Raw genomic sequence first — 22361 nt, forward strand, 5'->3', positions numbered from 1 at the left:
CTATCGTCTTTGTCCTTTATAAAATCAATCACGAGCGCTCCAAAGTGAGTTCTTCTAATGAATCTTGTTCGTCCGCTTCTTTTTCAATTAGATTTTCAACTAGCGGGGGCTTGCGGCAAAACAGGCCAAGCAACACGGGAATCAAAATCAGAGTTACCGCAGTGGCAAACAGCTCACCAAACACCAAAGATACTGCCGCTGGTTTCAAGTATTGCGCCTGCTCTGCGGTTTCGCTTAGCAATGGCAACAATCCACACACCGTTGTAATGGTGGTCAAGAAAATCGCCCTCAAGCGGCTAGTACCCGCAATGACTAACGCTTGCTGTAACGGCACCCCTTGGCGGTATTCACTATTAAAGCGCGTGATCAACACTAACGAGTCATTAATCACGATGCCTGTCATGGCCATCATTCCAAACAACGAAAGAATACTGATAGGTAAGTCCATCAAGTAGTGACCAAAAATCGCGCCCGCAAAACCAAACGGGATCACTACCATGATAATCAGCGGCTGCCAGTAGGACTTCAAAGGCACCGCCAACAAAATGTAGATCATGATGAGCGTTAGTATCATCGCTGATTTGAAGCCGTTCGACACTTCCCCTATCTCTTCAAATTCGCCGCCCGCTTTTATCGTCACACTTGGAAACTGTAAGTGCAGAGATTCAATTGTATCTTCAAGTTGCTCACGTGTTTTCTCCGGTGATTGCAAGTCTCGGTTCTGCTTCCAATACAGGTTGATCACTTGCTCTCGGTCGCGGCGGTAAACCACTTGCGGTTCTTGCTCATGACGAAACTCAGCAATATCCCCCATCATCACACTTCCGCCATTAGGTAACATGATAAGAGCCTGTTGTAGCTGAGCTAAGGTTCTGCGCTCATCTCTTGGATACTGCAGCAGCACCTTGGTCTCTTGCCCGTTTTCTAACAAGCGATGCACTTCTCTTTCGCCAAACGCTTCTCCTGCTAACTTAGCCAGTTTCGCTTGAGTTAACCCAAGTTGCTGACCATATTGATTCAACACCAATCGAACTTGCGGTAAACCATCCTGACCATCGTCGTAGACATCCGATACGCCTTTCAACGAAGCCAAAGTATCCGCTAGCTCCTCACTAACTAGAGAAGCAAGCTCACGATCATTGGAAGAGATCGTTAAGAATGTTCCGCCAGCAGGCTCCTCTGCGGCGCTGAACTTAACTGAATAAGCCCCTTCTATTTGGCCTGTGTTTTCTCTCCATCGCTTCAACAATAAATTACCCGGCAGTGAGCTTAAAGATTCGTTAGTAAGCTCAGCTGTGACTTCGATTTCGCCATAGCCATCAGACCAAGCAAGCAGGTTCACAACAGGCTTTTCCTGTAATGGGTAATCGTCCATCAAGCCTTTTTCTACTTGTGCCATTGCTTGCTCAACTTGCAACAAGGCTTGTCGCTGCAGTGGCAAAGGCGCACCATCCTCTAGCTCAATCACGGCAGAGATGTAACGCCCCGGAATTTCAGGGAACAACGCACTACGAATCGCACCATTCGACCACATGCCATAAGCCAGTGAGATAACTGCCACAAACCCAAGCAAAGACGCCACCTTGTAGCCAAGTGCAAATTCCAAAATTGGCTTATAAATGTTGAGATTGAACCACTGCAAGCCGCCTTGAGCCGCATTCTGAACCTTGGCAAAAATACTGGTCGATGGTTTTTTCACAGAGAGCTGAGCCAAGTGTGACGGTAGAATAAATTTGCTTTCAATCAGCGAGAAGATCAAAGCGAAGATCACCACAGCCGAAAACCCAGCAAGTACTTTAGCTAACTCATTGTTAATCCATAACATTGGAGAAAACGCAGCGATGGTTGTCAGCACACCAAACACGGTAGCCACTGATACTGAGTTAACGCCCTGCCAAGCGGCTGTCTTTCCATTTATATCAGAGGGGCTGTTTATATTTGAGAAACCATTGATATTAGGAGAATAACCGACGTTCCCCGTCCTTTTTTCATGTATCGCTTCACCTACAACAACTGCATCGTCCACCAGCACACCGAGAACCAAGATAAACCCAAATAGAGTGATGTCGTTGATGCTGTAGTTGAACAACTGCATTGCTGCCAACGTTCCAGTGAGCGCAATTGGAATGCCCATCGCGACCCAAAAGGCGAGCCTGATTTCAAGAAAGATCCCAAGTAGAACTACGACGATCAATAAGCCTTGCCATGCATTCTCACTCAAACGAAATAGCTGCTCTTCAATGTAAGGCGCCATGTCAGCCATGGTATTTAACTCAATATCCGACGGCAAAATTGCACGTTGCGCATCCAGTGTTTCACTGATCGCTTCGCTGACTTTAAGCAGATTGTCGGTTTGGCTCGTGCTGACCAATAATGCGATGGCGTTAGAGCCGTTGTTACGCACGATAGAACCACTGTATTGGTAGCCACGACTTAACTTGGCGATGTCTCCCAGTAGTATTTTCCCGTTGCTTCCTGAAATCACAACAAGCTGATTCAACTTCTGTAGATCATCGGCGTATCCGTCACCACGAATCACCATTCGGCCTTTGTCACTAATCAGCTCACCGCTACGAGTCTCAAGTGAACGCTGCTCAACGAGCTCTGCGAGATCTTCTAAGCCCAACCCTAACGCTTTCAGTTGGTCTGGATCTGGCTCGATAACCAATTGAGATGGGCGAGTTCCCCAATTTGATACCTTCGAGATACGCGGATTCTTCTTTAGCGCTTGTTCAAGTTGCTTGGCGATGGGTTGCAGTTCGTCATCGGTTCTCGGCCCAGACACCACCACGAACGCGGCTAAATTAGTAAATTCGTTTCGCACGACTTGCGGCCTTTCCGCTTGCACGGGAAAGCCATTGATGGCGTTAACTTGATTACGAATGTCATCCAACAGCTTGTCTAAATCTGTGCTACTGGTTTTACGGACCATGACCTGAGAAACCCCAGCACTAGACTGACTGGTGATCTGTTTGATGCCTGCAATACCGCTGATTGACTCTTCGATTCTCTGCGTAACACTCTCATCGATCTGTTGCGCGGTACCGCCAGGGTAAGTAACGCTGATACTGATGGAAGACGGTGCGATTTGTGGAAACGACTCGACACGCAATTGTCCGAACGCAAGCACACCACTGATAACAATCGCCATCATCAACAAATTGGCAGCAACAGGGTTATTGATAAACCATTTTGTCATCCAACTCATTGGTTTGATTCCTTAATCTGTGTGACATCAGATTTACCCACGAGCATAGCTTCAGAATGGATTCCATTGAACCTAGGCGCGACTTGTTTGCCGATTAACATCGAAGAAAGCGGATACTGCACCACGCGACGAGCCTTATCACTGCGATCATTGAAGCGAATATCAAGCTCTTGGCTGCCTTGCCCAATAAGCGTTACCGACTCTTTACGTAGACGATCATTGGTGTCTAACGTCCACACATATCCGTCTCGTGTCATCGCACTTAAAGGCACGCTGACTACGTTATCCTTCAGCCCCAGATTAACCACAGCCTGAACCTGTTGATTTGGAAACAATCTTGGCTTGCTTTGATAAGGCGCCTCAACCGACAACACGACTTGTCTTTGGCGAGTGACCGAGTCAACTTGCGGCGACACATAGCGCACCTTTGCAGACCACTGCTCCCCAGAGCGGTTCACCACTGTGATACTCGGCTCAGTAAGGGCTGCTTGAACTTGTTGCCAATGCATTTCAGAAATCGGCAACTCAATATCAATCGAATCACTGGCAGCCAATTCAAAGGTCACTTGCCCCGCCTCTATCCACTCTCTCGGACTGATATGGCGTTTCATGATCACCGCATTAAAGGGCGCAGTAATCACTGATTCGTCCAACAACTTCTGTGCACTCAGGTAAGCCTGTTTCGCTTGTTGTAGGTTAGCTTTCGCTACAAGTAATTGAGGCTCTCTACGAGCAAAAGACGAACTCGTTTTCGGGTTCAGCATTTTTAACGCGACCGTTTGCTCATGCTTAGCTTGCTTCAATTCTAATTCTGCTTGTTTCAATGAGCTCAACGCCTGAGCCAAGTTCGCATCAACCGCGCTAGTATCTAACCTTGCTAACACATCGCCTTTGTTAACCAAATTCCCCGGTTCAACGCTTTCATCTAGCCATTTCAACTGTGCGCTACTGGATGCTTTCAACTGCACAGGCCAACGCGCAGCAGTTACACCTAATACCGTTAACGTCGATTGATGCTGTGATGGTGTCACCTCTAACACTGAAACTGGGGCAAGGACGGCTTCTTTCTTCACTGGCTGGGTAGCTTCAGGTTCCAATTCATCAACAACAACCAACGCGATAAAGATGGCTGCGCAACCGACTAATACAGAAAGTGGCTTTTTAAATTTCATGAGGTATCTCCTTGGTAACCTGTTGAGTGGCGGTGTGATTAAGGCGCTGACTGATTTCAGTGAGACGAGAAAGGGTTTGTAGCGTGATTGGTAGCATCACTGCGGTTTCAACAAACTCGAGTGAATAAGTAACGATGGAGAACACTTGACCAGCGGTCGGTTCGATAAGCTGACTCACCATCCATAAATTGCCGATGACCGCGCCAAACAACACGATAAAAATCAGCCCATAGACAACAGCTTCCGTATCTGAAAGCTTGATTTCACACTGTTTTAAGCGCTCAAAATGCCAACGAAGTGCTGACAAGCGAACACCACTCAGTAGTTTCACCTGCTGTTCAACTTGGTCGTTAAATTGGCCATTGAGTCGTGTAAAGGTTCGGTGGAATACGCCGTAGATAACCAGAATCGACAGCCCTGCAAACAACATGCAAAGTGCCAATGAGAAGTGAAACGTTGAGAGGATAACCACCGTCGCGACCAGCTGAACTATCGCGGTCATCAAAGTAGGCAAATCATCTTCTAGGAAATCAACCAGCTCACGAGACATGGTTAGCCGGGCGTCTTTGGTCGAAATAGACAAACCGCGCAGGTTACGCTCAACAAGGTTTGCCAGTTTTACGCGAATAGCACCATACACACGGGTATCGTAAAAACGGCGAACGACACTGATGATCACCAGTACAAAAAGAATCAGTGCCAACATCATCAAAGGCTGAAAGCTTTGGTTTAGCACTCCGTCTATGGCGTGACCAATAAACAGTGGCAGCAGAATAAACATCACGTTTTCAGCCAATACCATTAACCAAGTCGCGGCGACCTTTAATGGATTAAGCCGAATAATCGTCAGCAGAGAGATGGGATGTTTGAATAGCATTATTGAGCCCATAAATGAATATGGCGCCAGTATTACCAATCCAACATGGAAAAAAGTGTCCCAAATTGCTGTATTAACAAATTAGACGACAGACTCGCTTAGTCACTAGCTCGGTTACCTTTTGTTTACCTCGCCTCCTTTATTGTCCTTGATAAGAAAAATGAACAACAAGGAAAGAGCATGAAATTATTCGCTTCATTACTCACGACAGTCGGTATTACTGGTGTTGTCTGGGGGCTATTACATATTCAGCCTGCGATTGCGGATGCATCGACGGAGCAGCCAATCGCTGAGTTATCAACGAACAAGTCATCAATCGACAAACAGCCAAAAAACAAGTCCGTAGAGGTCAAACAACAGGCGACTGTAAATACCACTTACCTGCAAGGTTTGAGCAAGACTATCCCTTTAGAGGACGTGCCTGAACTGTGGGTCGATTTCTACCAAAACCTGGAAGCAAAAGATGAGGAGATCGCACAGCAACAGAAAGTGGTCGTGATCTATCAGGACATCAGTTCCGACTTCAGCACGGCTACTGTCACCATTGGCTTCCCGACTCAGCAATCAAAATTAAATAAAAAAAAACCATTAATTAAGATTCCAAGCAAATCCAAAGGCACCCTTCTGCTAGGTAAAGGCGAACATACTGAACAAGAACTAGCACATGCTTGGGAAGGTATCGCGATTCTAAAAGAAGTGGATATGGTTATAGAACATCACCAGCTGAACCAGCATGGTTTGCCAGATTCTAGTGAGTTATACGTCTATTATAAGAACAATCAGTAAAGGATTTAGTTATGAATTTCACTATGGATAGCATTGGGAATTTTCTCTCTCAAACATTCACAGAAACGAGCATCATCCTAACCGAAACTTGGGTAGATGATAATTTTCTGCTGCTTGCTCTGGCTCTGTTTATCTTTGAGCTTATCCGCTATGCCTTTAAGAAAAAACTCAGCTGGAATATGTTGGGAGACAGCGCGACTAACTTAGTCACTCTGTTCTTCTTGTTGGTTACCGTTTTCTTTGTCGGGTTAGCCTATGTCGGCGCGTTTGTTTACGCCTACGAGAATTTCAGCCTAACTCAACTACCGATATCCGGTTGGACAATTCTGGGTTGCTTGATCTTGGCCGATCTCGCGTACTACTGGGAGCACCGATTCTTGCACAGCAACGGTTTAGCATGGGGAACGCACTCAGTTCACCATAGCTCGCCTTACTTTAATATCTCGGTCGCTTACCGCTTTGGGCCTTTGGATTGGTTCTTCCCGTTCTTCTTCCACTTGCCGTTAATTCTGCTCGGCTTTAATCCGTTTGTGGTTCTGATGTGTGAAACCTTTGTTCAACTGTTTCAAACACTGCTGCACTCTGAAACCGTTAAACGCTTGCCTCGCCCAGTTGAAGCGGTATTTAATACGCCTTCACACCACCGAGTGCATCACGCAACCAACAAGCAGTATCTTGATAAGAACTATGCAGGCATCTTCATTATTTGGGACAAGATGTTCGGTACCTTCGCTAAAGAAGAGGAAGAAGTCAGATATGGCGTGTTCCCGAGAATCAACTCTGTGAACCCATTTAAGGTATATTTCCACGGCTACGTTAAACTGTGCCAACAGTTATGGCATGCGCCAAATTGGAATTATCGACTACAGCTTCTTATTCAGCCGCCTATTTGGGCTTGGAAAAGAGAACGAGAAACAAAGTAAGGACACTTATGAGCATTAACGCCCTGCTGATTGAAGACGACAGTGACTTGGCAGAAGCCATTGCAGACTATATGGAACTCGACGGTTTCGAATTCGATTTTGCCTACAATGGCTGCGCAGGGCTCAACCTTGCGTTAGAGGGGCGTTATGACATCATTTTGACGGACATCAACATGCCGAAAATGGACGGGCTTGATGTCTGCCAATCACTTCGCCAACAAGGTGTCACGACACCGATCCTAATGTTGACCGCAAGAGACACGCTACAGGACAAGATCGCGGGGTTCGAAGTAGGTTCGGATGACTATCTAGTGAAGCCTTTTGCGATGGAAGAACTGAAAGTACGGTTGATGGCATTAGTGCGTCGTTCTCAAGGTTCAGTGACTTCATTGTCCGTGGCAGACCTCAAACTGGACCTGGACAAGCACCAAGCCATTAGAGACGGCAAGCTATTGAAGCTCTCGCCAGTATGTTGGCGAATGCTCGTAATGTTAGTGCGAAACAGCCCTAACGTGGTGAGCAAAGCCAAGCTTGAGGAAGCATGGGAAGACGAAATGCCAAGCTCTGATAGCATGAAAGCGCACCTGTTTAAGCTTCGACAAGTGGTTGATGCGCCCTTTGATTCAAAGCTAATCCACACGGTTCATGGGATTGGTGTTGTCTTACATGGGGAGTCATCATGAAACAGGCAAACATGAACCGAGTCAGTATCAAGCGTGATATCTACCTCTACTTATTTGGCATCGTCGTATTACTCACAGCCATCTACAGCTTGATGGTGTCTCAGAGCTATCACATCGGTCTCAATGAATCGGCAAAATATGGATTCTTATATGAGTTGGAAGTCGCAGAGCAACAATACATCGAAACAGGGCAATTACCAGACTATCAAAACCCGACATTCCAAGCCTTTCTAAGTTATTCGGAACTGCCCACTAAGTTCCAACAAGCTTTTGATTGGAAAGCATTTGATAACGATGCAATTTATGAACACTACGAGCTTTCATCGAACAGCGAGTCAGGTCAGTACCTCTACGCAGCCAAGCATCCGATATCAGGTAGCGAAGAAGCGCTATACATCATTTCGGAATATGATGAAGCGATTTACTTGACTCTATTCGAGCTGAACCCACCCGATTCAGTGAACCAAATTAACAACGCCTTTATCGCTATAGGTGCCCTTTTACTCTTGGTATTTTTGATCATTCGCCTTCTGATACATCGAGTCACCAAACCGATTATTACGCTATCAAAATGGTCTGAATCTCTGGATGTGGGCAACACTGAAGGGCTGACTCAGTTTCGATACAAAGAAATCGACCAGTTGGCTTCACAGCTTGTTAAGAGCGTACAAGGTGAGCGTCAGGCCAATGAGCGTGAGAGCTTTTTCTTAAGAGCAGCTAGCCACGAATTAAGAACACCGATTGCCACTATTTCAGCCAGTGGCGATATGCTGGTGCGGTTGTCTGAAAGTATTCCCAACAGCGGCCAACGAGCCGTCGCACGAATCCAACGCTCAGCCACCAACATGAAAGCCTTAGTGACAACTCTGCTATGGATGAGCCGTAATAACGAGATGGAAACCAACTATGAGCAAATCAAGCTGACTCCCCTGCTCAATAACATTATCGAAAGCCAACGTTATCTTTTAAAAAACAAAGAAGTGGACATTCAAACCAAGGTTGAGCAAGAAGAACATACTCTGCCGCGCGAGTTAACTGAGGTTGTACTCACCAACTTAATCCGAAATGCATTTCAACATGGTGGTAGCGGAGATATCAGCATCACACTGACAGAACATCAGTTTGAGGTAACCAACCGTTTGGAAGATGAAAACCTAGCAAACGACTCTGAACAACAAACCTCTTTTGGTATCGGACTAGAGCTCATTGATCGCGTTTGTCAGAACCAAGGTTGGCAGTTTACTCATAAAACCAACAACAATGAGTTCATCGTTAAAGTCATACTGTAGCAATTTGCCCAAATGGTTATTTTATGGTGACCAAAAGTTTACCCTTGCTTGGTTATGCTAGTCGCACAATCTAGTTAGGAGTTATTTTATGGGTACTTGGATTTTAGAAACACTGTTATGGGCTGTGGTAACCGTGGCGGTTTGTGTCGCGATTTGGGGTCTTTACTTACCTAATATCCTAATCGCATTAGGCGTGTCGGTAGCGGTATCGCTGTTACTCGGAAATAGCTGGAGAAGCTAGGTATTTAATAAGGAAATCGTTCGAAAATTAGTGAGCTTTGATACACCCGACAGCAGCTATGTTTATTCAGAACATTGGTTAGCTACAAACCGTCGGGCGCAAATTAAATTAGCTACTTAATGTATATTCAAACACACCGAGCTCACGGCCAAGCCAAGTCGCACGTACTGTGTGGTCTAGCGTTTCTTCACCGCCTGTTACCGGGTGAATAAGCACCGACATGTCACCGCGTTCTTTTTCAAGCCATTCAACAATGCCCGACTCTTTGTTCGCAAAGTGAATCTCAAACATCGGCATCTTATGCGGACCAACCAAACGCTGTATTAATGGGAAAGTCTCTAACACATCTTTACGCTCTGAGAGGATTTTCTGACGCAGTGTTTCTGCTTGCTCTGCAAAGCGCAGAGGGAAATAGATATGACCGTGGTACATGGCACCATCCTTTAGAATTATGATGTCGCAAGTTTATACCTAAACCGCCTTTAATAGCTAAATCTAAATAGGTGAGCTTGCTTTCGGAAGGATCAATTTGAAATGAGAAAACTAGAGTCTGTTATTCGAAGTAATCAAAAACAAACTCTAGTTATGTACAGCGAGTTAATTTTGAAGCGACTAAGGCTTAAGCTTTAAAACTCGGTCAATGTCTTCTGCAGAATGGCGCTCGGGGACTTGCTCCCACTCTTCACCGAATGAACGGTTCACTACTCGACCTCGTTGGAAACCTTCGCGCGCTTCTAGTTGCTTCGCCCAGCGCACAACGTTGGTGTAAGACTCAACTTGTAGGAACTCAGCGGCATCGTAGATTTTTCCTAGTACAAGGTTGCCATACCAAGGCCAAATTGCGATATCAGCGATGCTTAGCTCTTCTCCCGCTACAAAATCGCTATTGGCGAGTTGTTTGTCTAACACGTCTAACTGACGCTTAGCTTCCATCGCAAAGCGGTTAATTGGGTACTCTTGCTTTTCATCAGCGTAAGCGTAGAAGTGACCAAAGCCACCACCTAGGAATGGTGCTGAACCTTGCGCCCAGAATAACCAATTAATGGTTTGTGTTCTCGCTGCCCCTTCTTTTGGCAAGAAGTGACCAAACTTTTCAGCTAAGTGCATCAGGATAGATGCCGATTCGAAAACATTCACATCTTCAGCACCAGACTTATCAACGAGTGCCGGTATTTTGGAGTTTGGATTCACTCCAACAAAACCAGAAGAGAACTGTTCAGCTTCACCAATGTTAATCAAATACGCATCATATTCAGCTTCTTTAACACCTGCCGCTAACAACTCTTCCAGCAAGATAGTGACTTTTTGACCGTTAGGTGTACCAAGAGAATACAATTGAAAAGCATGGTCACCAACAGGAAGCTCTTTATCAAAGCGAGCGCCAGATTCAGGACTATTGATATTTGCCCACTTGTTACCACCATCAGTATCGTTAACCCAAACTTTTGGCGGTGTGTATTGTTCTGACATGATATTTCCTCATTAATATAGGGTAGCTTTAACTGATATTAGGTCACGCTCCCTTGGTTAAAACCCCTAAATACAATTTCTTTTCAAACTGTTAAGCATGGCTTATTCCAGAAAGAAATAACCTGCTTTATGAGATAGCACACGTAAAAGATAAGTGTCCAATCAAACCTAAGCCACATAACGGTTAGTACGAAACATGATTTAGTCACGACATGCCTACAGGTTAAAGAAAGCTGTGATAAAATCGGGAGATTACAATTGATAAGGATTTGGCAATGTCTTCTGATTACACTGGCTCGAGTGCAGCGTACGCTCGCCAAGAGAAAGGCTACCGTGAAAAAGCACTGAAACTGTACCCATGGGTTTGTGGTAAGTGCGCGCGTGAATTTGTTTACTCGAACTTAAGAGAGCTGACCGTTCACCACGTCGATCACGACCATACAAACAACCCTGAAGACGGAAGTAACTGGGAACTATTGTGCCTTTACTGTCACGATCATGAACACTCAAAATACACAGACCATGACCGCTATGGCGTTGATGCCAAGGCTCGTTTAGACGACCACCAATCAGCGACGCACAACCCTTTCGCCGATCTAGCGAAGTTGATGAAGAAGTAACACGCGTTAAGAACGGTCTTTGCTAAATGATAGCGGCTAGATAATAGATAAATAACAAGAAACCCCAGTATGTCACCATACTGGGGTTTCTTTTATCTGCAATCATAACCAAATAATAGAGTTAAGAGAGGCCAGATCAAAAAGAGCCTTCCGAAGAAGGCTCCTTTTTAGAATTCTGAATTATACAGCGGCTTGTTTGCGAGACTCTTCTACCTGCTTAGCGCGCTTTTTAAGCGTCAACCTATCGCGGTATGCAAACCAAACGTAAGTCACTACGACCAAGAAGAATAGGTATGACAATGAGAAAATGAACGGCGATTGAATGATATCGTTTGAGATACCCCAAGAAACACCGATAACGGTCACTGCAATTTTTGCAAAAAAGCCACACATCAATAGCATTAATGCCAACTGTGGGAAACGCGTGCTACGGAATGCCAGCCAGTAACAACTACCAACTGCTAACGCCGCAATATAGAAGCCGAATAGGAAAGAGTGAATATGGTCAGCTGCCGCTACACCACCAGAAATTGACATCAATAAAATTAAAAACAGTTTCATAATACTCGCCTCACCATAGGTTGGAAACGCATCCTTTCAAATTTGGAATCTCAGTTTGCGTACTATTTTCCCATTTTTTTTGTTCAACACAACCCCTCAAGTTGAACAAAATGTAAGCAATGGTGCTAACAAAAACCCGAGTTAACAATCATTTAACATACTGTTTTTAATAAACCTCCGTTAACCCTTGTCTCATATGAATAAAGCGTCATTTCGATTTATTTTGTTACACAAAATTAACCTTGGAAAATATTTAAAATAATTCGTAACTCTGTGATATCCGCACGGGATACGTGGACAATCTGAAATGTGTATCGAAGAATCCCTTAAAAAATAAGCCCGCCACGCTAAAAAGAACAAAATAGAAAGGTATTAAACACAACTTACAAACCAACAAAAAACAACCCATTAACAATTTTGAGTTTATTTACCGAAAATGGAAAAAGAGATTCCAATCACATTTTTATTGGTTATAATCCGCGCTCTTTTGCGTTGTCTGTTGATAAACGCAAACTAATTTTGAAGAAACAATCACAATAACCCGTCTTTAGTTAAGTGGCTCACCACTGACCAACGACAAAACTGAGAATAAAAATGAGCAAGATTGATAAAGCATCACGTATCCTGCTAGCAGGCTTCTGTATCAACCTTTGTCTTGGCATCCTGTATGCTTGGAGTGTATTTAACAAGGCGCTAGTTACTGAAGCTGGTTGGAGTGCTGCTGAAGCATCTTCACCTTACGCTATTGCAACTATCACATTCTCTGTTTGTCTTCTTGTTGCAGGCATCCTACAAGACCGTATGGGTCCACGTAAGATCCTTATTCTTGGTACAGCGCTTACTGGCCTAGGTATGATTGCTTCTGGTTTCGCTACGACTCCTATGATGCTAAACCTAACGTTTGGCGTGATGACAGGTGCTGGTATCGGCTTCGGTTACGCATGTCTTTCTCCATCAGCAATGAAATGGTTCCATTCTTCTAAGAAAGGTATGGTTAACGGTCTAATCGCTGCAGGCTTCGGTCTTGCTGCTATTTACCTAGCACCACTAACTTCTGCGCTAATCGATAGCATGGGTATCCAAACAAGCTTTATGATTCTTGGTGTTGGTGTACTTGCAATCGCAGTACCTCTAGCGGCAACGATCAACAACCCACCAGCGGATTACACGCCAGCTGAGCCTAAAGTAAAAGAAGGCCAAGCACCTAAAGCGGTTAAGAAGACTGAAGACCTAACATGGAAAGTAATGCTGAAGACTCCTCAGTTCTACTCTCTATGGATCATGTACGCATTTGCTGCTTCTGTTGGTCTTATGATCATCGGTAACATCACTACGATTGCTAGCGTTCAAGCGAACCTACCAAACGCGGTTTACCTAGCGTCTATCCTTGCTGTATTCAACTCAGGCGGTCGTGTTGCTGCAGGTATGCTTGCAGATAAAATCGGTGGCGTACGTACTCTACTTTTAGCGTTCATCCTTCAAGGTGCGAACATGGCTCTATTCGCTACGTTCAACTCTGAATTTACGCTAATCATTGGTACGGCTATCGCAGCTGTTGGTTACGGTACACTTCTAGCAGTATTCCCAACACTAACTGCGGAATTCTACGGCCTGAAAAACTACGGTACGAACTACGGCGTGCTTTACACGGCATGGGGTATCGGTGGTGCTATCGGTGCTGCGGTTGTTGGTTACTCAATGACGAATGGCGAAGGTTACGGCCTAGCTTACACAATCTCTGCTGCTATGATGGCCGTGTGTATTGTTCTAGCTATCGTGACTAAACCAATCTCAGAAGCGAAAGCAACAGAACTTAAGCAAGCAAGCGCTTAACTCAGTTCTCGATTGATTAAAAATAGAAAGAGCTTAACCTTAGGGTTAGGCTCTTTTTGTATCAAGCGACTAATCCATTGACGATAGAAACCACTCCTCAGCTCTCCCCTACTTATTATCTCGACAACTTCAATCGACTGATTGAACACGCTCAAACACTCTATCCAGATCTGCTGAGTGACGATGAATGCCGTTGGTTGTCTGAATACAAACGTCTTTCAGTCGCAAGCCAGTGTCTAATGATTCGTTTGCTTTCTCGCAAAGGCTGCTGGTTTCGAAGTGATAAGCTCGACTATGCTGAAATTCCAGATCTGAAAAACGCCCTACAAGAGCTAAACACATCGAACTTCATTGCGTTAAGCCACCCTACCGAACAACATAATCTTGTCATTAATGATCTCGAATTAGGATTGCATCTACTGACTAAACCAGAGCTGTTCAGCGCATTCCCATTTCTTATGAACAATCAGACAGCGAAGAAAGACGAACTCTTGGCTTTGCTCGAACACCAACCTTTTGACCAGTTCCAAAACTTGTCATTCGATTGTATTTACGTTGTCGAATCTGAAGTTATTGATGTCTTGCTACTACTGTTCTTTGCCAATACTTATCAAGACCTAAGCCAATTCGTTCTTAGCGATCTTGGACTCAACACCTTCGAAAATTACCCGTTAAGCAAACAGCGTCGTTTCTTCACCTCTAGAGAACAGCTCAATCAACTGCTCCAGATACGTGATATTCAACGCTTGTATTCAGAAGGGGACCGCAAAGACGGTGAGTTTCTTGAGCAGCTTTTAAACTCGATTCCTGAAGAATCAGAGCACAGAAGCATTGCCAGAAAACGATCGCGTTTGATCAATGATATCGCTCGCGATCTAGAAAGGCTCAACCAAAACGATCAAGCTGTCTTTTGGTTCAAACAATCCGTACTTCCCCCAAGCAGAGAACGACTTGCACGCATCTATGACAAGCAAGATGAGCTAAACTTAATGTGTGACATTGTCACGAAAATGAAAGCGAATCCATCAGATGTATCAGAGCTGGAAGTCGCTATTAAGCTTGAAAACAGGCTACTACGGAAACAGGGCCACAAAGTTTCTCGAACCATAAAACCGAGCTGCAAAGAGATAAAACTGGAATTAGACCTCAGCCAAACGCGAGTTGAACTTGCGGTGAAGCAACATTTCGAAAACCAAGGTTGGGAAGTCTACTTTTCAGAGAACAGTTTTTTATGTGGATTGTTTGGCTTAGCCTTTTGGGAAGTGATTTTCGCAGACGTTGAGAGTGCATTTATTAATCGTTACCAACATCGCCCTCTGGATCTGTACCATTCAGACTTCATAGACAACCGAGCTGAACAGATCCAGGCTGTGTTTCAAACCATATCCGAGCAAGGACTAAACCAATTGCTTGATATCTACGACCAGAAATACGGTATCGCAAATCCATTCGTTCATTGGAACCATTTCCCTAAAGCACTCATTGAGCACAGTATGGAGGCTATTCCGAACGCCTTAATCGTCGAGCTATTCAAAGTGATGCTCAGTGATTTAAAGCTATTTAGAACTGGGATGCCGGATTTGATTGCGTTCAAGGACGATGAATTTCATTGGATTGAGGTCAAAGGGCCCGGCGATAAATTGCAAGACAACCAATGGCGATGGATCAAAGAGTTCGAGCGATTATCTGTTCCATTCTCGGTTTGCTACGTCAATCATTAGATAGTTGCCTAGCTCTAGTCTCTAGTCTCTAGTCTCTAGTCTCTAGTCTCTAGTCTCTAGTCTCTAGTCTCTAGTCTCTAGTAAATAACTTACATCAATATCTTATCTATAAAATAGTCAGAACATGAGCTTTTTCAATCATTTTCGATATAATTAGAGAAAATGCCTAATCTTTAATACGTATGAATTTGAAAAAACTCTTCATTTTAGCTTTTGTTAGCGTCTTCTCAGGTTGTGCCGTCTACGCGGGGTTGAACTTCGATCAGCTCTTTGGTGAACAGCAAGTCCGTGATCGCCAAGCGCCTATTCTTTCATCTCAAGCACAGCATTTCATTGACGAAGTAAAGCCTATCATTGATAGCCGCTGTGTTGTTTGCCACGCTTGTTATGATGCACCTTGCCAGCTAAAAATGTCTTCAGTTGAAGGTATCGACCGAGGGGCGAGTAAGGCACTCGTTTATCAAGGCACCCGTTTAACCGCCTCAGCCCCTACCCGCCTGTTTGAAGACGCGATAACCACACAAGAGTGGCGTGATGCGGATTTTCATCCAGTGCTAAACGAACGTATGCAGAATTCAACGGCTAACCTTGATGCTGGGCTTGTTTCTCGTATGTTGATGCAAAAAGAAAACCACCCTCTTCCAGATCAAACGCAACTTGAAGGCTTCGACTTTTCAACCGATCGCGACCAACAGTGTCCAACCATTGAAGAGTACGCTCAATACGAAAGAGATTACCCGACGTGGGGAATGCCTTATGGCATGCCGAACTTAGATAAAACGGAATACGCGACTTTAATGAGTTGGTTGGAAAACGGCGCGTTAATGAATGACCATATTCCACTGAATGATGCGGAACAAGAGCTCGTTGATATCTACGAGGGCTTTCTCAACAAGAGTGACAATAAAAGCCAGCTTTCAGCACGTTATATCTATGAACATCTGTTTCTATCACACCTCTATTTCTCTGATTTAGCTCAGCCAACACGCTTCTTCACCTTGGTTCGTTCTGCGACGCCTCCTGGTGAAGCGGTTCAACGCATCACGAGTCGTCGACCTTACGACGATCCAAAAGTGGATCGGGTTTATTATCGCCTGATTCCAGAGCAAGGCACCATCGTCCACAAAACACACATGCCTTTCGCATTAAATGAAGAACGCCTGAACAATTGGAACACATGGTTTGTGGATGCTCGTTACGCTGTCAAACAACTTCCTAGCTACGCGATTGACGTCGCGGCGAATCCAATGACTTCGTTTGAAGCTCTTCCGGTGAACTCGCGCTTCCATTTCATGCTGGACAATGCACAAAACACCATCATGGCCTTTATCAAGGGGCCGGTGTGTCGCGGGCAGCTCGCACTCAACGTGATCAATGATAGATTCTGGGTACTATTCATCGATCCTGATAAAGCAGATCTGCCTGAAATTAATCAGTTTTATGCCAACCAGAAGCAAAACCTAAAGCTGCCTAGTGAACTAGAAAGCAACACTGTCCCTGTCACAAGCTGGGTGAGCTACGCGAAGCAACAAGCTCGATACCTTAATGCAAAATCAGACTTCACCAATCAATGGTTTGATAGCGGAGTAAATCTAGACACAGATATCATTTGGGATGGCAATGGCACGAACCGTAATGCCGCGCTTACTATCTTTAGACACTTTGATAGCGCTTCAGTTGTTCAAGGTTTAGTTGGCCCACAACCCAAGACAGCGTGGATTCTTGATTACGCCCTTCTAGAACGTATCCATTACCTTCTCGTTGCTGGTTTTGATGTCTACGGTAACTTCGGCCACCAACTGATTACCCGTATGTTTATGGATTTCTTGCGCCTTGAGGGTGAGAGTAACTTCTTGACCCTTCTTCCAAAAGACGTACGACACATTGAACACTCAAGTTGGTATGAAAACCAAAGCTCACAGTTGAGCGACTACTTGCAGCGTAATATTGCACCTTTTGACCAGCCAACCAACGTGATATACAAAACGACAAATCCTAAGCGTGAACTGCTTAATATGATCAAAGATAAGCTCGCGCCGATCCTCGATAATCGCTTTGATATTGTCGAAACAGGTTTCAGTCGGAAAAACGAAGCTCTGCTCAAACAAGTGAATTTGATTAAGGGAGTTGGTCTGCGTCATGTGCCTCAATTAGTTACGATCATGATTGAAAGCGAGAACGGCGATGAGCAGCTGTTCACCATGATTCACAATAACGCTCACAGCAACATTTCAAGCCTGTTCAATGAAGAGGGTAATCGAGATTACGCCAATGACGACTTAACACTAGTACGTGGGGTTGTAGGTAGCTACCCTGCCGCTTATCTGTCATTAACTGAGCGCAATATACCGACTCTGGTTAAAGCACTGCAAAGCTTGGACACAGAAAAAGATTACGTCGCGTTGCTGGATAAGTTTGCAGTACGACGCAGTTCGCCTGAGTTCTGGCCATTCAGCGACCGAGTTCACCGTTGGTATCAACAAGATCAACCGATTGAGTTTGGTTTATTGGATTACAACCGTTTTGAGAATAGATAGTAAAAATAGATAGCGAGTAAACGGTATACCTTGATTCTAGCTTTTGAACATTGAGCACATTGCCTCGAGCGTCGGCTATATTGCCTTGAACGTCGGCTATATCGCCTTAATCGTCGGCCATATTACTTGAAATCTTGGTAAGTCTTTCTTAAAGAACCATTGGTACACATGCTATAAAAAATCCTCTGACGAATAGTCGTTCAGAGGATTTTTTATTTAGCTTGCAGATTAGGTATAAGCTTAAAACAGGCTCACATCGTTAAACGGAAACATAGGGCACAAGTGCCTTCAACGAATCTCTAACTAGTTCCGATAAAGCTTGGTCGTTATCTCGATACTGCAATAATGGTTCTTCGCTTGCTTCAATGCTCTGACACAAGCTGTACAGTGCTGATAGACCCAAACTACCCGCCGACCCTTTAAGTTTGTGCGCCAAGGACTTCACTTCTCGTCCATCATCCGCTTGACTCGCCTCAGCTAATTCATTCAAGGTCAGGTCACTGCTTTCATCAAACAGCGCAACGATCTGTTTCATTTTCTCTAATCCAAGAATCGACAGATCACCCTCTATCACTTTGGAATCAATCAATTTCACCGGAGCATCTCCTCGGTCTTGGGTATCATATTGAGAATCAATTATAGCCGTGTGATTAGCCAATACATCTGCCATCTGTGTGGCGTTCAGTTCATCACTGTTACTCTCAATTACGCGTTTATAGTTTTGTTTGCAAACAGCATCATTCGGATCAGGCTGTGGCAACAACAGTGCTTTACCATCGAGTTGAGTAACGATGAGCTGAGAAAGAGCCTCTTTCTCCAACGGCTTAGGCAAGAAACCATCGAACCCTGATGCTAAATAGCTTTCGACTTCTTCATTGAATACATGCGCCGACACCGCCACCATAGGGGGTATATTTAGCGGCTCAGCCGTGGACGTTTGTTCTAGGATCGCTTTTAACTGTTGAATCAGCTCTATGCCATCACAATCGGGTAGATTGATGTCTACCAGCGCAATATCAAACGCCTGCTCACTGAATATAGCTCTGGCCTCTTCTCCTGTTGTCGCCATCACAACGTCATGGCCTAGGTTATTCAGAAATCCTTCAGCAACAATGCAGTTAACAGGGTTATCTTCAATCAACAGTACTTTGGCACGGATACAAGCTTCAATAGTCGGTGCTTTCGTTTCAATCTTCTCACCCGCGAACAAAGGTACTGAGAACCAGAATTGGCTCCCTTCACCTTCTTCGGAATGAACACCAATATCACCGTTCATTGCTTGCATGATACTTTTGCTGATCGCTAGCCCTAGCCCAGTGCCGCCAGTTTTATTGCGACCACTACCGGTTTGGGTGAATGCATCAAACAGACAAGCTTGCTCTTTGCTATCAATGCCAACCCCCGTGTCTGACACTTCAAACATCACTCGATTTTCATCTTCTATATCTAAGCTGATAAAGATATCGACTGAGCCTGTTTCAGTGAACTTAATCGCATTGCCAACCAGATTGTTCAAAATTTGGCTGATTCGTGTTACATCACCACGCCAATAACGTTGTACGTTACTTTCAATATGGAAATCGAAATTAAGTTTCTTCTCAGCAGCACGTCCCTCCATTAGTTGGTAGGTATCTTTAACCATTTGGTAGAGATCAAACGAAGCCGTGCGTATTTCTAAATGCCCCGCTTCTATCTTTGAATAATCAAGCACGTCATTCAAAATGGCGAGAAGATTCTTGCCGCTGCGGTTAATGATATCGGCATAACCCGATTGCAAAGGATCTAGCCCAGTATCTTTAAGTAATCGAGCCGTACCTAACACACCATTCATCGGTGTTCGTATTTCATGGCTCATCGTCGCGAGGAAGGCGGACTTAGCCCGGCTTGCTTGTTCTGCGGCATTACGAGCCTTAGCGTGATTTTCCACCTCGACATTCAACTTCTCATTGGTTTTTTGCAGTTGATAAGTTCGGTCGGTGACCAATTCTTCTAAGTGCTCTTTATGTTCTTCGAGCTCACGTTTCGCCTTCGCTTCTCCAACGGCAACCACTTGTAGCGCCTGTGCCGTATTTCTCGCTGTAATAATAGCCTCACCCATATGAGCCAGTTCATCATTACCTTTAACCGAGATATCGATATTCAGACGCCCCTGAGCGATAGACATCAAAGCTGAAGAGTATTCAGTAAGACGTTTAACCACCGAGATATAAACCACTCGCCAAACGATAAATGCGACGATAACCAAACCAATAACCGAAATCACAGACAGCGACCATTGAGCCAGATTCAACGTGCTGGTCAGCTCATCAACCGCTTTTTTTGTGCTTCGGTTTGAATCATCAACCAGTTGGTTAACCGTTGTATTCAGCTGAGAGAACAGCTCCAACGTATTTTGCATCAGAAACTCTGACTTTTTGGTGTTCTCATATTGTTCTAGCGAGATATCGAACACGACCTGGCGTTTTCTCAACTCTTCAAGCAACTGAGACATCTGCGCTGAACGAGTCGGATCTTCGACCGCTTTCACACGGCGCGCCATAATTCTTAGATTAGATTCAAACTCAGATTGGATTTGATGAATACGTTCAACGTTAGTGACAGTCTGCGTTTCTTCAATTTGATTAAGCATTTTGTACGCCAACAAATGTAATTCGTGCAAGCGTTCAGACAAATCAAGGTCAACCTCAACAAGCGCATCTAAGGCTTGGTAGGCTTTATCAGTTTGCTTAGTTTCTAGTAGGTCATAGATGTGTGTGACGTTGGCAACTGCGATGGTGGCCGTGTTCAACACTTGGGTTCGGGTTAGCTGCTCTAGCTCTTCCGCAAGTAGACGCATCTCTTCAACACGAGAAGACAGTTCCTTGTTTAACCAAAGCTTACGTTCAACTGACACGCCCAACTCAGCCAGTGTATTAATAACACTTTGGACATTGTTTTCGAGTTTATTAAGAAGTTGGGAATCAAAACTGTCGACGCCAAGTTCTTTGATATGCTGAAGAAGCGACTCAAGTTGACCGAACAACATAGTGCCCGCTTCTTTTCTTTCTGCTTCATTTCTCGCATTAGAAAGCGTTTGTACCGACGAAATAATACGGTTACTCAACTCAGATACTTGACGAGCTTCGATCATGGCAGGAAGAGCAGAATCGACGACGTTTCTTTCAGTCTTTGCTACAAAGCTAAAACCAGAAACACCGATCAATGCAGACAATAAAACCAACAGGGCCATCACTAAGAATGAGGCCAGTAGCTTGCGTCCAATACTCGCTGAAGCTAACAACATAAACTCTAAACCTTAAAACGTTCTTCTTTACCCATGCAGAATACGCTATATTTTGCAGTGTTTCTTATCTAAAACCAATAAAACGGCAATTCATGCTATCTAGACCTTTAACTTCAAAAATTCTTCTCTCATTACTAGCATCAGTCACCACTGTAGTAAGTGCTAGTGAGCCTTTGAGCCCAATAAAACCGGCAGAAGCCACATCACAAAAAGAAAAAATTTGTGCCATTTATCCGCACCTAAAAGACTCTTATTGGTTATCGGTTAACTACGGAATGGTCTCAGAAGCAGAAAAGCAACAAGTCGAACTTAGAGTTTTGGAAGCTGGCGGTTACCCCAACGTAGCCAAACAGGCCTCACAACTGGTGCTTTGCACGCAATGGGGGGCTGATGCCATTATTTTAGGCACAGTTTCGCCTGACGCTTACCATGAGAACCTGACCAACTGGGTCGGAGCAACCCCTGTGTTTGCCACAGTCAATGAGTTAACCGTCAATAAAGAGCAACAAAGAGTATTAAAAGGCACGGTCGGTGTCGACTGGTATCAAATGGGCTTCCAAGTCGGAGAGTTTTTGTCGAAAAGACATCCAAAAGGGTCAGGAGAAACACCTATCGCCCTATTACTTGGCCCACAAGCAAGCGGTGGCACTAAACCTGTGGCGCTCGGGTTTTATGATGCAATCAAATCGAGCGATATCAAAATCGCGATCAGCTATTGGGCAGACAACGATAAAGAACTGCAAAGAAACTTGGTACAACAAGTCATCGAACAACCGGATATTCAATATATTGTCGGAAGTGCAGTCGCGATTGAAGCTGCGATAAGTGAACTAAGAGCTGCGGGTAAAACCAAAGAGATTGGGTTAATTTCAAGTTACTTAAGTCACGGAATCTACCGCGGTTTGCTTCGTAACAAGGTGCTTTTTGCACCAACAGATAAAATGGTTGAACAAGGTCGCTTGTCGGTAAAGCAAGCCACCCATTACTTGCGTGGTCAACCTTATGAAAAACATAGCGCACCCATGATTGAGGCACTGACACCCGCAACACTCAAAGATCAAATTATCGCCGACTCATTGTCACCTTCTGAGTTTCGCCCGGTATTCAGTGTGAATCCTTAGTGCTATATTGACTAAAGAACTCAAAACAATAAAAAC

At 44.6% G+C, this 22361-nt stretch carries 18 protein-coding genes; 10 read left to right on the forward strand and 8 right to left on the reverse strand.

All coding sequences use genetic code 11. The features are described 5' to 3' along the window. Positions 1-28: 28 nt before the first annotated feature. Genes AB4513_RS01960 through AB4513_RS01970 form a run of 3 tightly spaced genes read right to left on the reverse strand, consistent with a single transcriptional unit; the run spans position 29 to position 5257 of the window. Positions 29-3208, reverse strand: coding sequence for an efflux RND transporter permease subunit (locus AB4513_RS01960; RefSeq protein ID WP_009844881.1), 3180 nt, complete (start codon positions 3206-3208; stop codon positions 29-31). Then, on the reverse strand, positions 3205-4380 hold the full coding sequence (locus AB4513_RS01965; protein WP_009844880.1) for an efflux RND transporter periplasmic adaptor subunit: 1176 nt from the start codon (positions 4378-4380) through the stop codon (positions 3205-3207). Before AB4513_RS01965 ends, AB4513_RS01960 begins: the two co-directional genes overlap by 4 nt. Next, positions 4370-5257: an ABC transporter six-transmembrane domain-containing protein gene (locus AB4513_RS01970; RefSeq protein WP_240798321.1), complete on the reverse strand. Its 888-nt coding sequence runs from the start codon at positions 5255-5257 to the stop codon at positions 4370-4372. The genes AB4513_RS01965 and AB4513_RS01970 overlap by 11 nt, the downstream gene beginning before the upstream one ends. A gap of 180 nt (positions 5258-5437) precedes the next feature. On the opposite strand from AB4513_RS01970, the gene AB4513_RS01975 reads away from it, so the two are divergent. From AB4513_RS01975 to AB4513_RS01995, 5 genes are all read left to right on the forward strand, one after another. Continuing rightward, positions 5438-6043, forward strand: a complete 606-nt coding sequence (locus AB4513_RS01975; protein WP_009844878.1) for a hypothetical protein — start codon at positions 5438-5440, stop codon at positions 6041-6043. A gap of 11 nt (positions 6044-6054) precedes the next feature. Further along, positions 6055-6966 (forward strand): sterol desaturase family protein, encoded by a 912-nt coding sequence (locus tag AB4513_RS01980; protein ID WP_102257606.1) that lies wholly within the window; start codon positions 6055-6057, stop codon positions 6964-6966. Between the two features lie 8 nt (positions 6967-6974). Then, positions 6975-7649, forward strand: coding sequence for a response regulator transcription factor (locus AB4513_RS01985; RefSeq protein WP_009844876.1), 675 nt, complete (start codon positions 6975-6977; stop codon positions 7647-7649). Beyond that, positions 7646-8938, forward strand: a complete 1293-nt coding sequence (locus tag AB4513_RS01990; protein WP_009844875.1) for a sensor histidine kinase KdpD — start codon at positions 7646-7648, stop codon at positions 8936-8938. Before AB4513_RS01985 ends, AB4513_RS01990 begins: the two co-directional genes overlap by 4 nt. 88 nt (positions 8939-9026) lie before the next feature. Continuing rightward, a complete protein-coding gene (locus tag AB4513_RS01995; RefSeq protein ID WP_009844874.1) occupies positions 9027-9179 on the forward strand; it encodes a hypothetical protein in 153 nt (50 codons plus the stop codon). Between the two features lie 108 nt (positions 9180-9287). Here the strand turns inward: AB4513_RS01995 and AB4513_RS02000 are convergent, their stop codons facing one another. Both AB4513_RS02000 and yghU read right to left on the reverse strand, forming a co-directional pair. Continuing rightward, on the reverse strand, positions 9288-9611 hold the full coding sequence (locus AB4513_RS02000) for a DOPA 4,5-dioxygenase family protein (RefSeq protein ID WP_009844873.1): 324 nt from the start codon (positions 9609-9611) through the stop codon (positions 9288-9290). Between the two features lie 180 nt (positions 9612-9791). Continuing rightward, positions 9792-10649: a glutathione-dependent disulfide-bond oxidoreductase gene (gene yghU, locus AB4513_RS02005; protein ID WP_009844872.1), complete on the reverse strand. Its 858-nt coding sequence runs from the start codon at positions 10647-10649 to the stop codon at positions 9792-9794. A gap of 275 nt (positions 10650-10924) precedes the next feature. Between yghU and AB4513_RS02010 the strand changes: the two genes are divergently transcribed. Beyond that, positions 10925-11269, forward strand: a complete 345-nt coding sequence (locus AB4513_RS02010; protein ID WP_004730279.1) for a YajD family HNH nuclease — start codon at positions 10925-10927, stop codon at positions 11267-11269. Positions 11270-11449: 180 nt separating this feature from the next. Here AB4513_RS02010 and AB4513_RS02015 read toward each other — a convergent pair whose 3' ends face one another. Next, complete coding sequence (locus AB4513_RS02015; RefSeq protein ID WP_102257605.1) at positions 11450-11830, reverse strand: NADH:ubiquinone oxidoreductase; 381 nt, start codon at positions 11828-11830, stop codon at positions 11450-11452. 594 nt (positions 11831-12424) lie between these two features. Between AB4513_RS02015 and AB4513_RS02020 the strand changes: the two genes are divergently transcribed. From AB4513_RS02020 to AB4513_RS02030, 3 genes are all read left to right on the forward strand, one after another. Then, positions 12425-13663, forward strand: coding sequence for an OFA family MFS transporter (locus AB4513_RS02020; protein ID WP_009844864.1), 1239 nt, complete (start codon positions 12425-12427; stop codon positions 13661-13663). Between the two features lie 56 nt (positions 13664-13719). Continuing rightward, a complete protein-coding gene (locus tag AB4513_RS02025) occupies positions 13720-15384 on the forward strand; it encodes a VRR-NUC domain-containing protein (protein ID WP_102257604.1) in 1665 nt (554 codons plus the stop codon). A 182-nt stretch (positions 15385-15566) separates the two neighbouring features. Continuing rightward, positions 15567-17921 carry a fatty acid cis/trans isomerase gene (locus AB4513_RS02030; protein ID WP_102257603.1) on the forward strand — a complete coding sequence of 785 codons (2355 nt, stop codon included), beginning with the start codon at positions 15567-15569 and terminating at the stop codon, positions 17919-17921. Positions 17922-18180: 259 nt separating this feature from the next. On the opposite strand, the gene torS is transcribed toward AB4513_RS02030, so the two are convergent. Beyond that, positions 18181-21204, reverse strand: coding sequence for a TMAO reductase system sensor histidine kinase/response regulator TorS (torS, locus tag AB4513_RS02035; RefSeq protein WP_009844867.1), 3024 nt, complete (start codon positions 21202-21204; stop codon positions 18181-18183). 64 nt (positions 21205-21268) lie between these two features. Then, positions 21269-21433, reverse strand: coding sequence for a hypothetical protein (locus AB4513_RS02040; RefSeq protein ID WP_232281790.1), 165 nt, complete (start codon positions 21431-21433; stop codon positions 21269-21271). Here AB4513_RS02040 and torT point away from each other — a divergent pair. Further along, the gene (gene torT / locus AB4513_RS02045; RefSeq protein WP_231847903.1) at positions 21378-22325 is read left to right on the forward strand and encodes a TMAO reductase system periplasmic protein TorT; all 948 of its coding nucleotides are present in this window, start codon (positions 21378-21380) and stop codon (positions 22323-22325) included. The genes AB4513_RS02040 and torT overlap by 56 nt on opposite strands. Positions 22326-22361 lie beyond the last annotated feature (36 nt).

This window comes from Vibrio sp. 10N.222.54.E6, from assembly GCF_041473955.1.
GTDB lineage: Bacteria > Pseudomonadota > Gammaproteobacteria > Enterobacterales > Vibrionaceae > Vibrio > Vibrio tasmaniensis_A.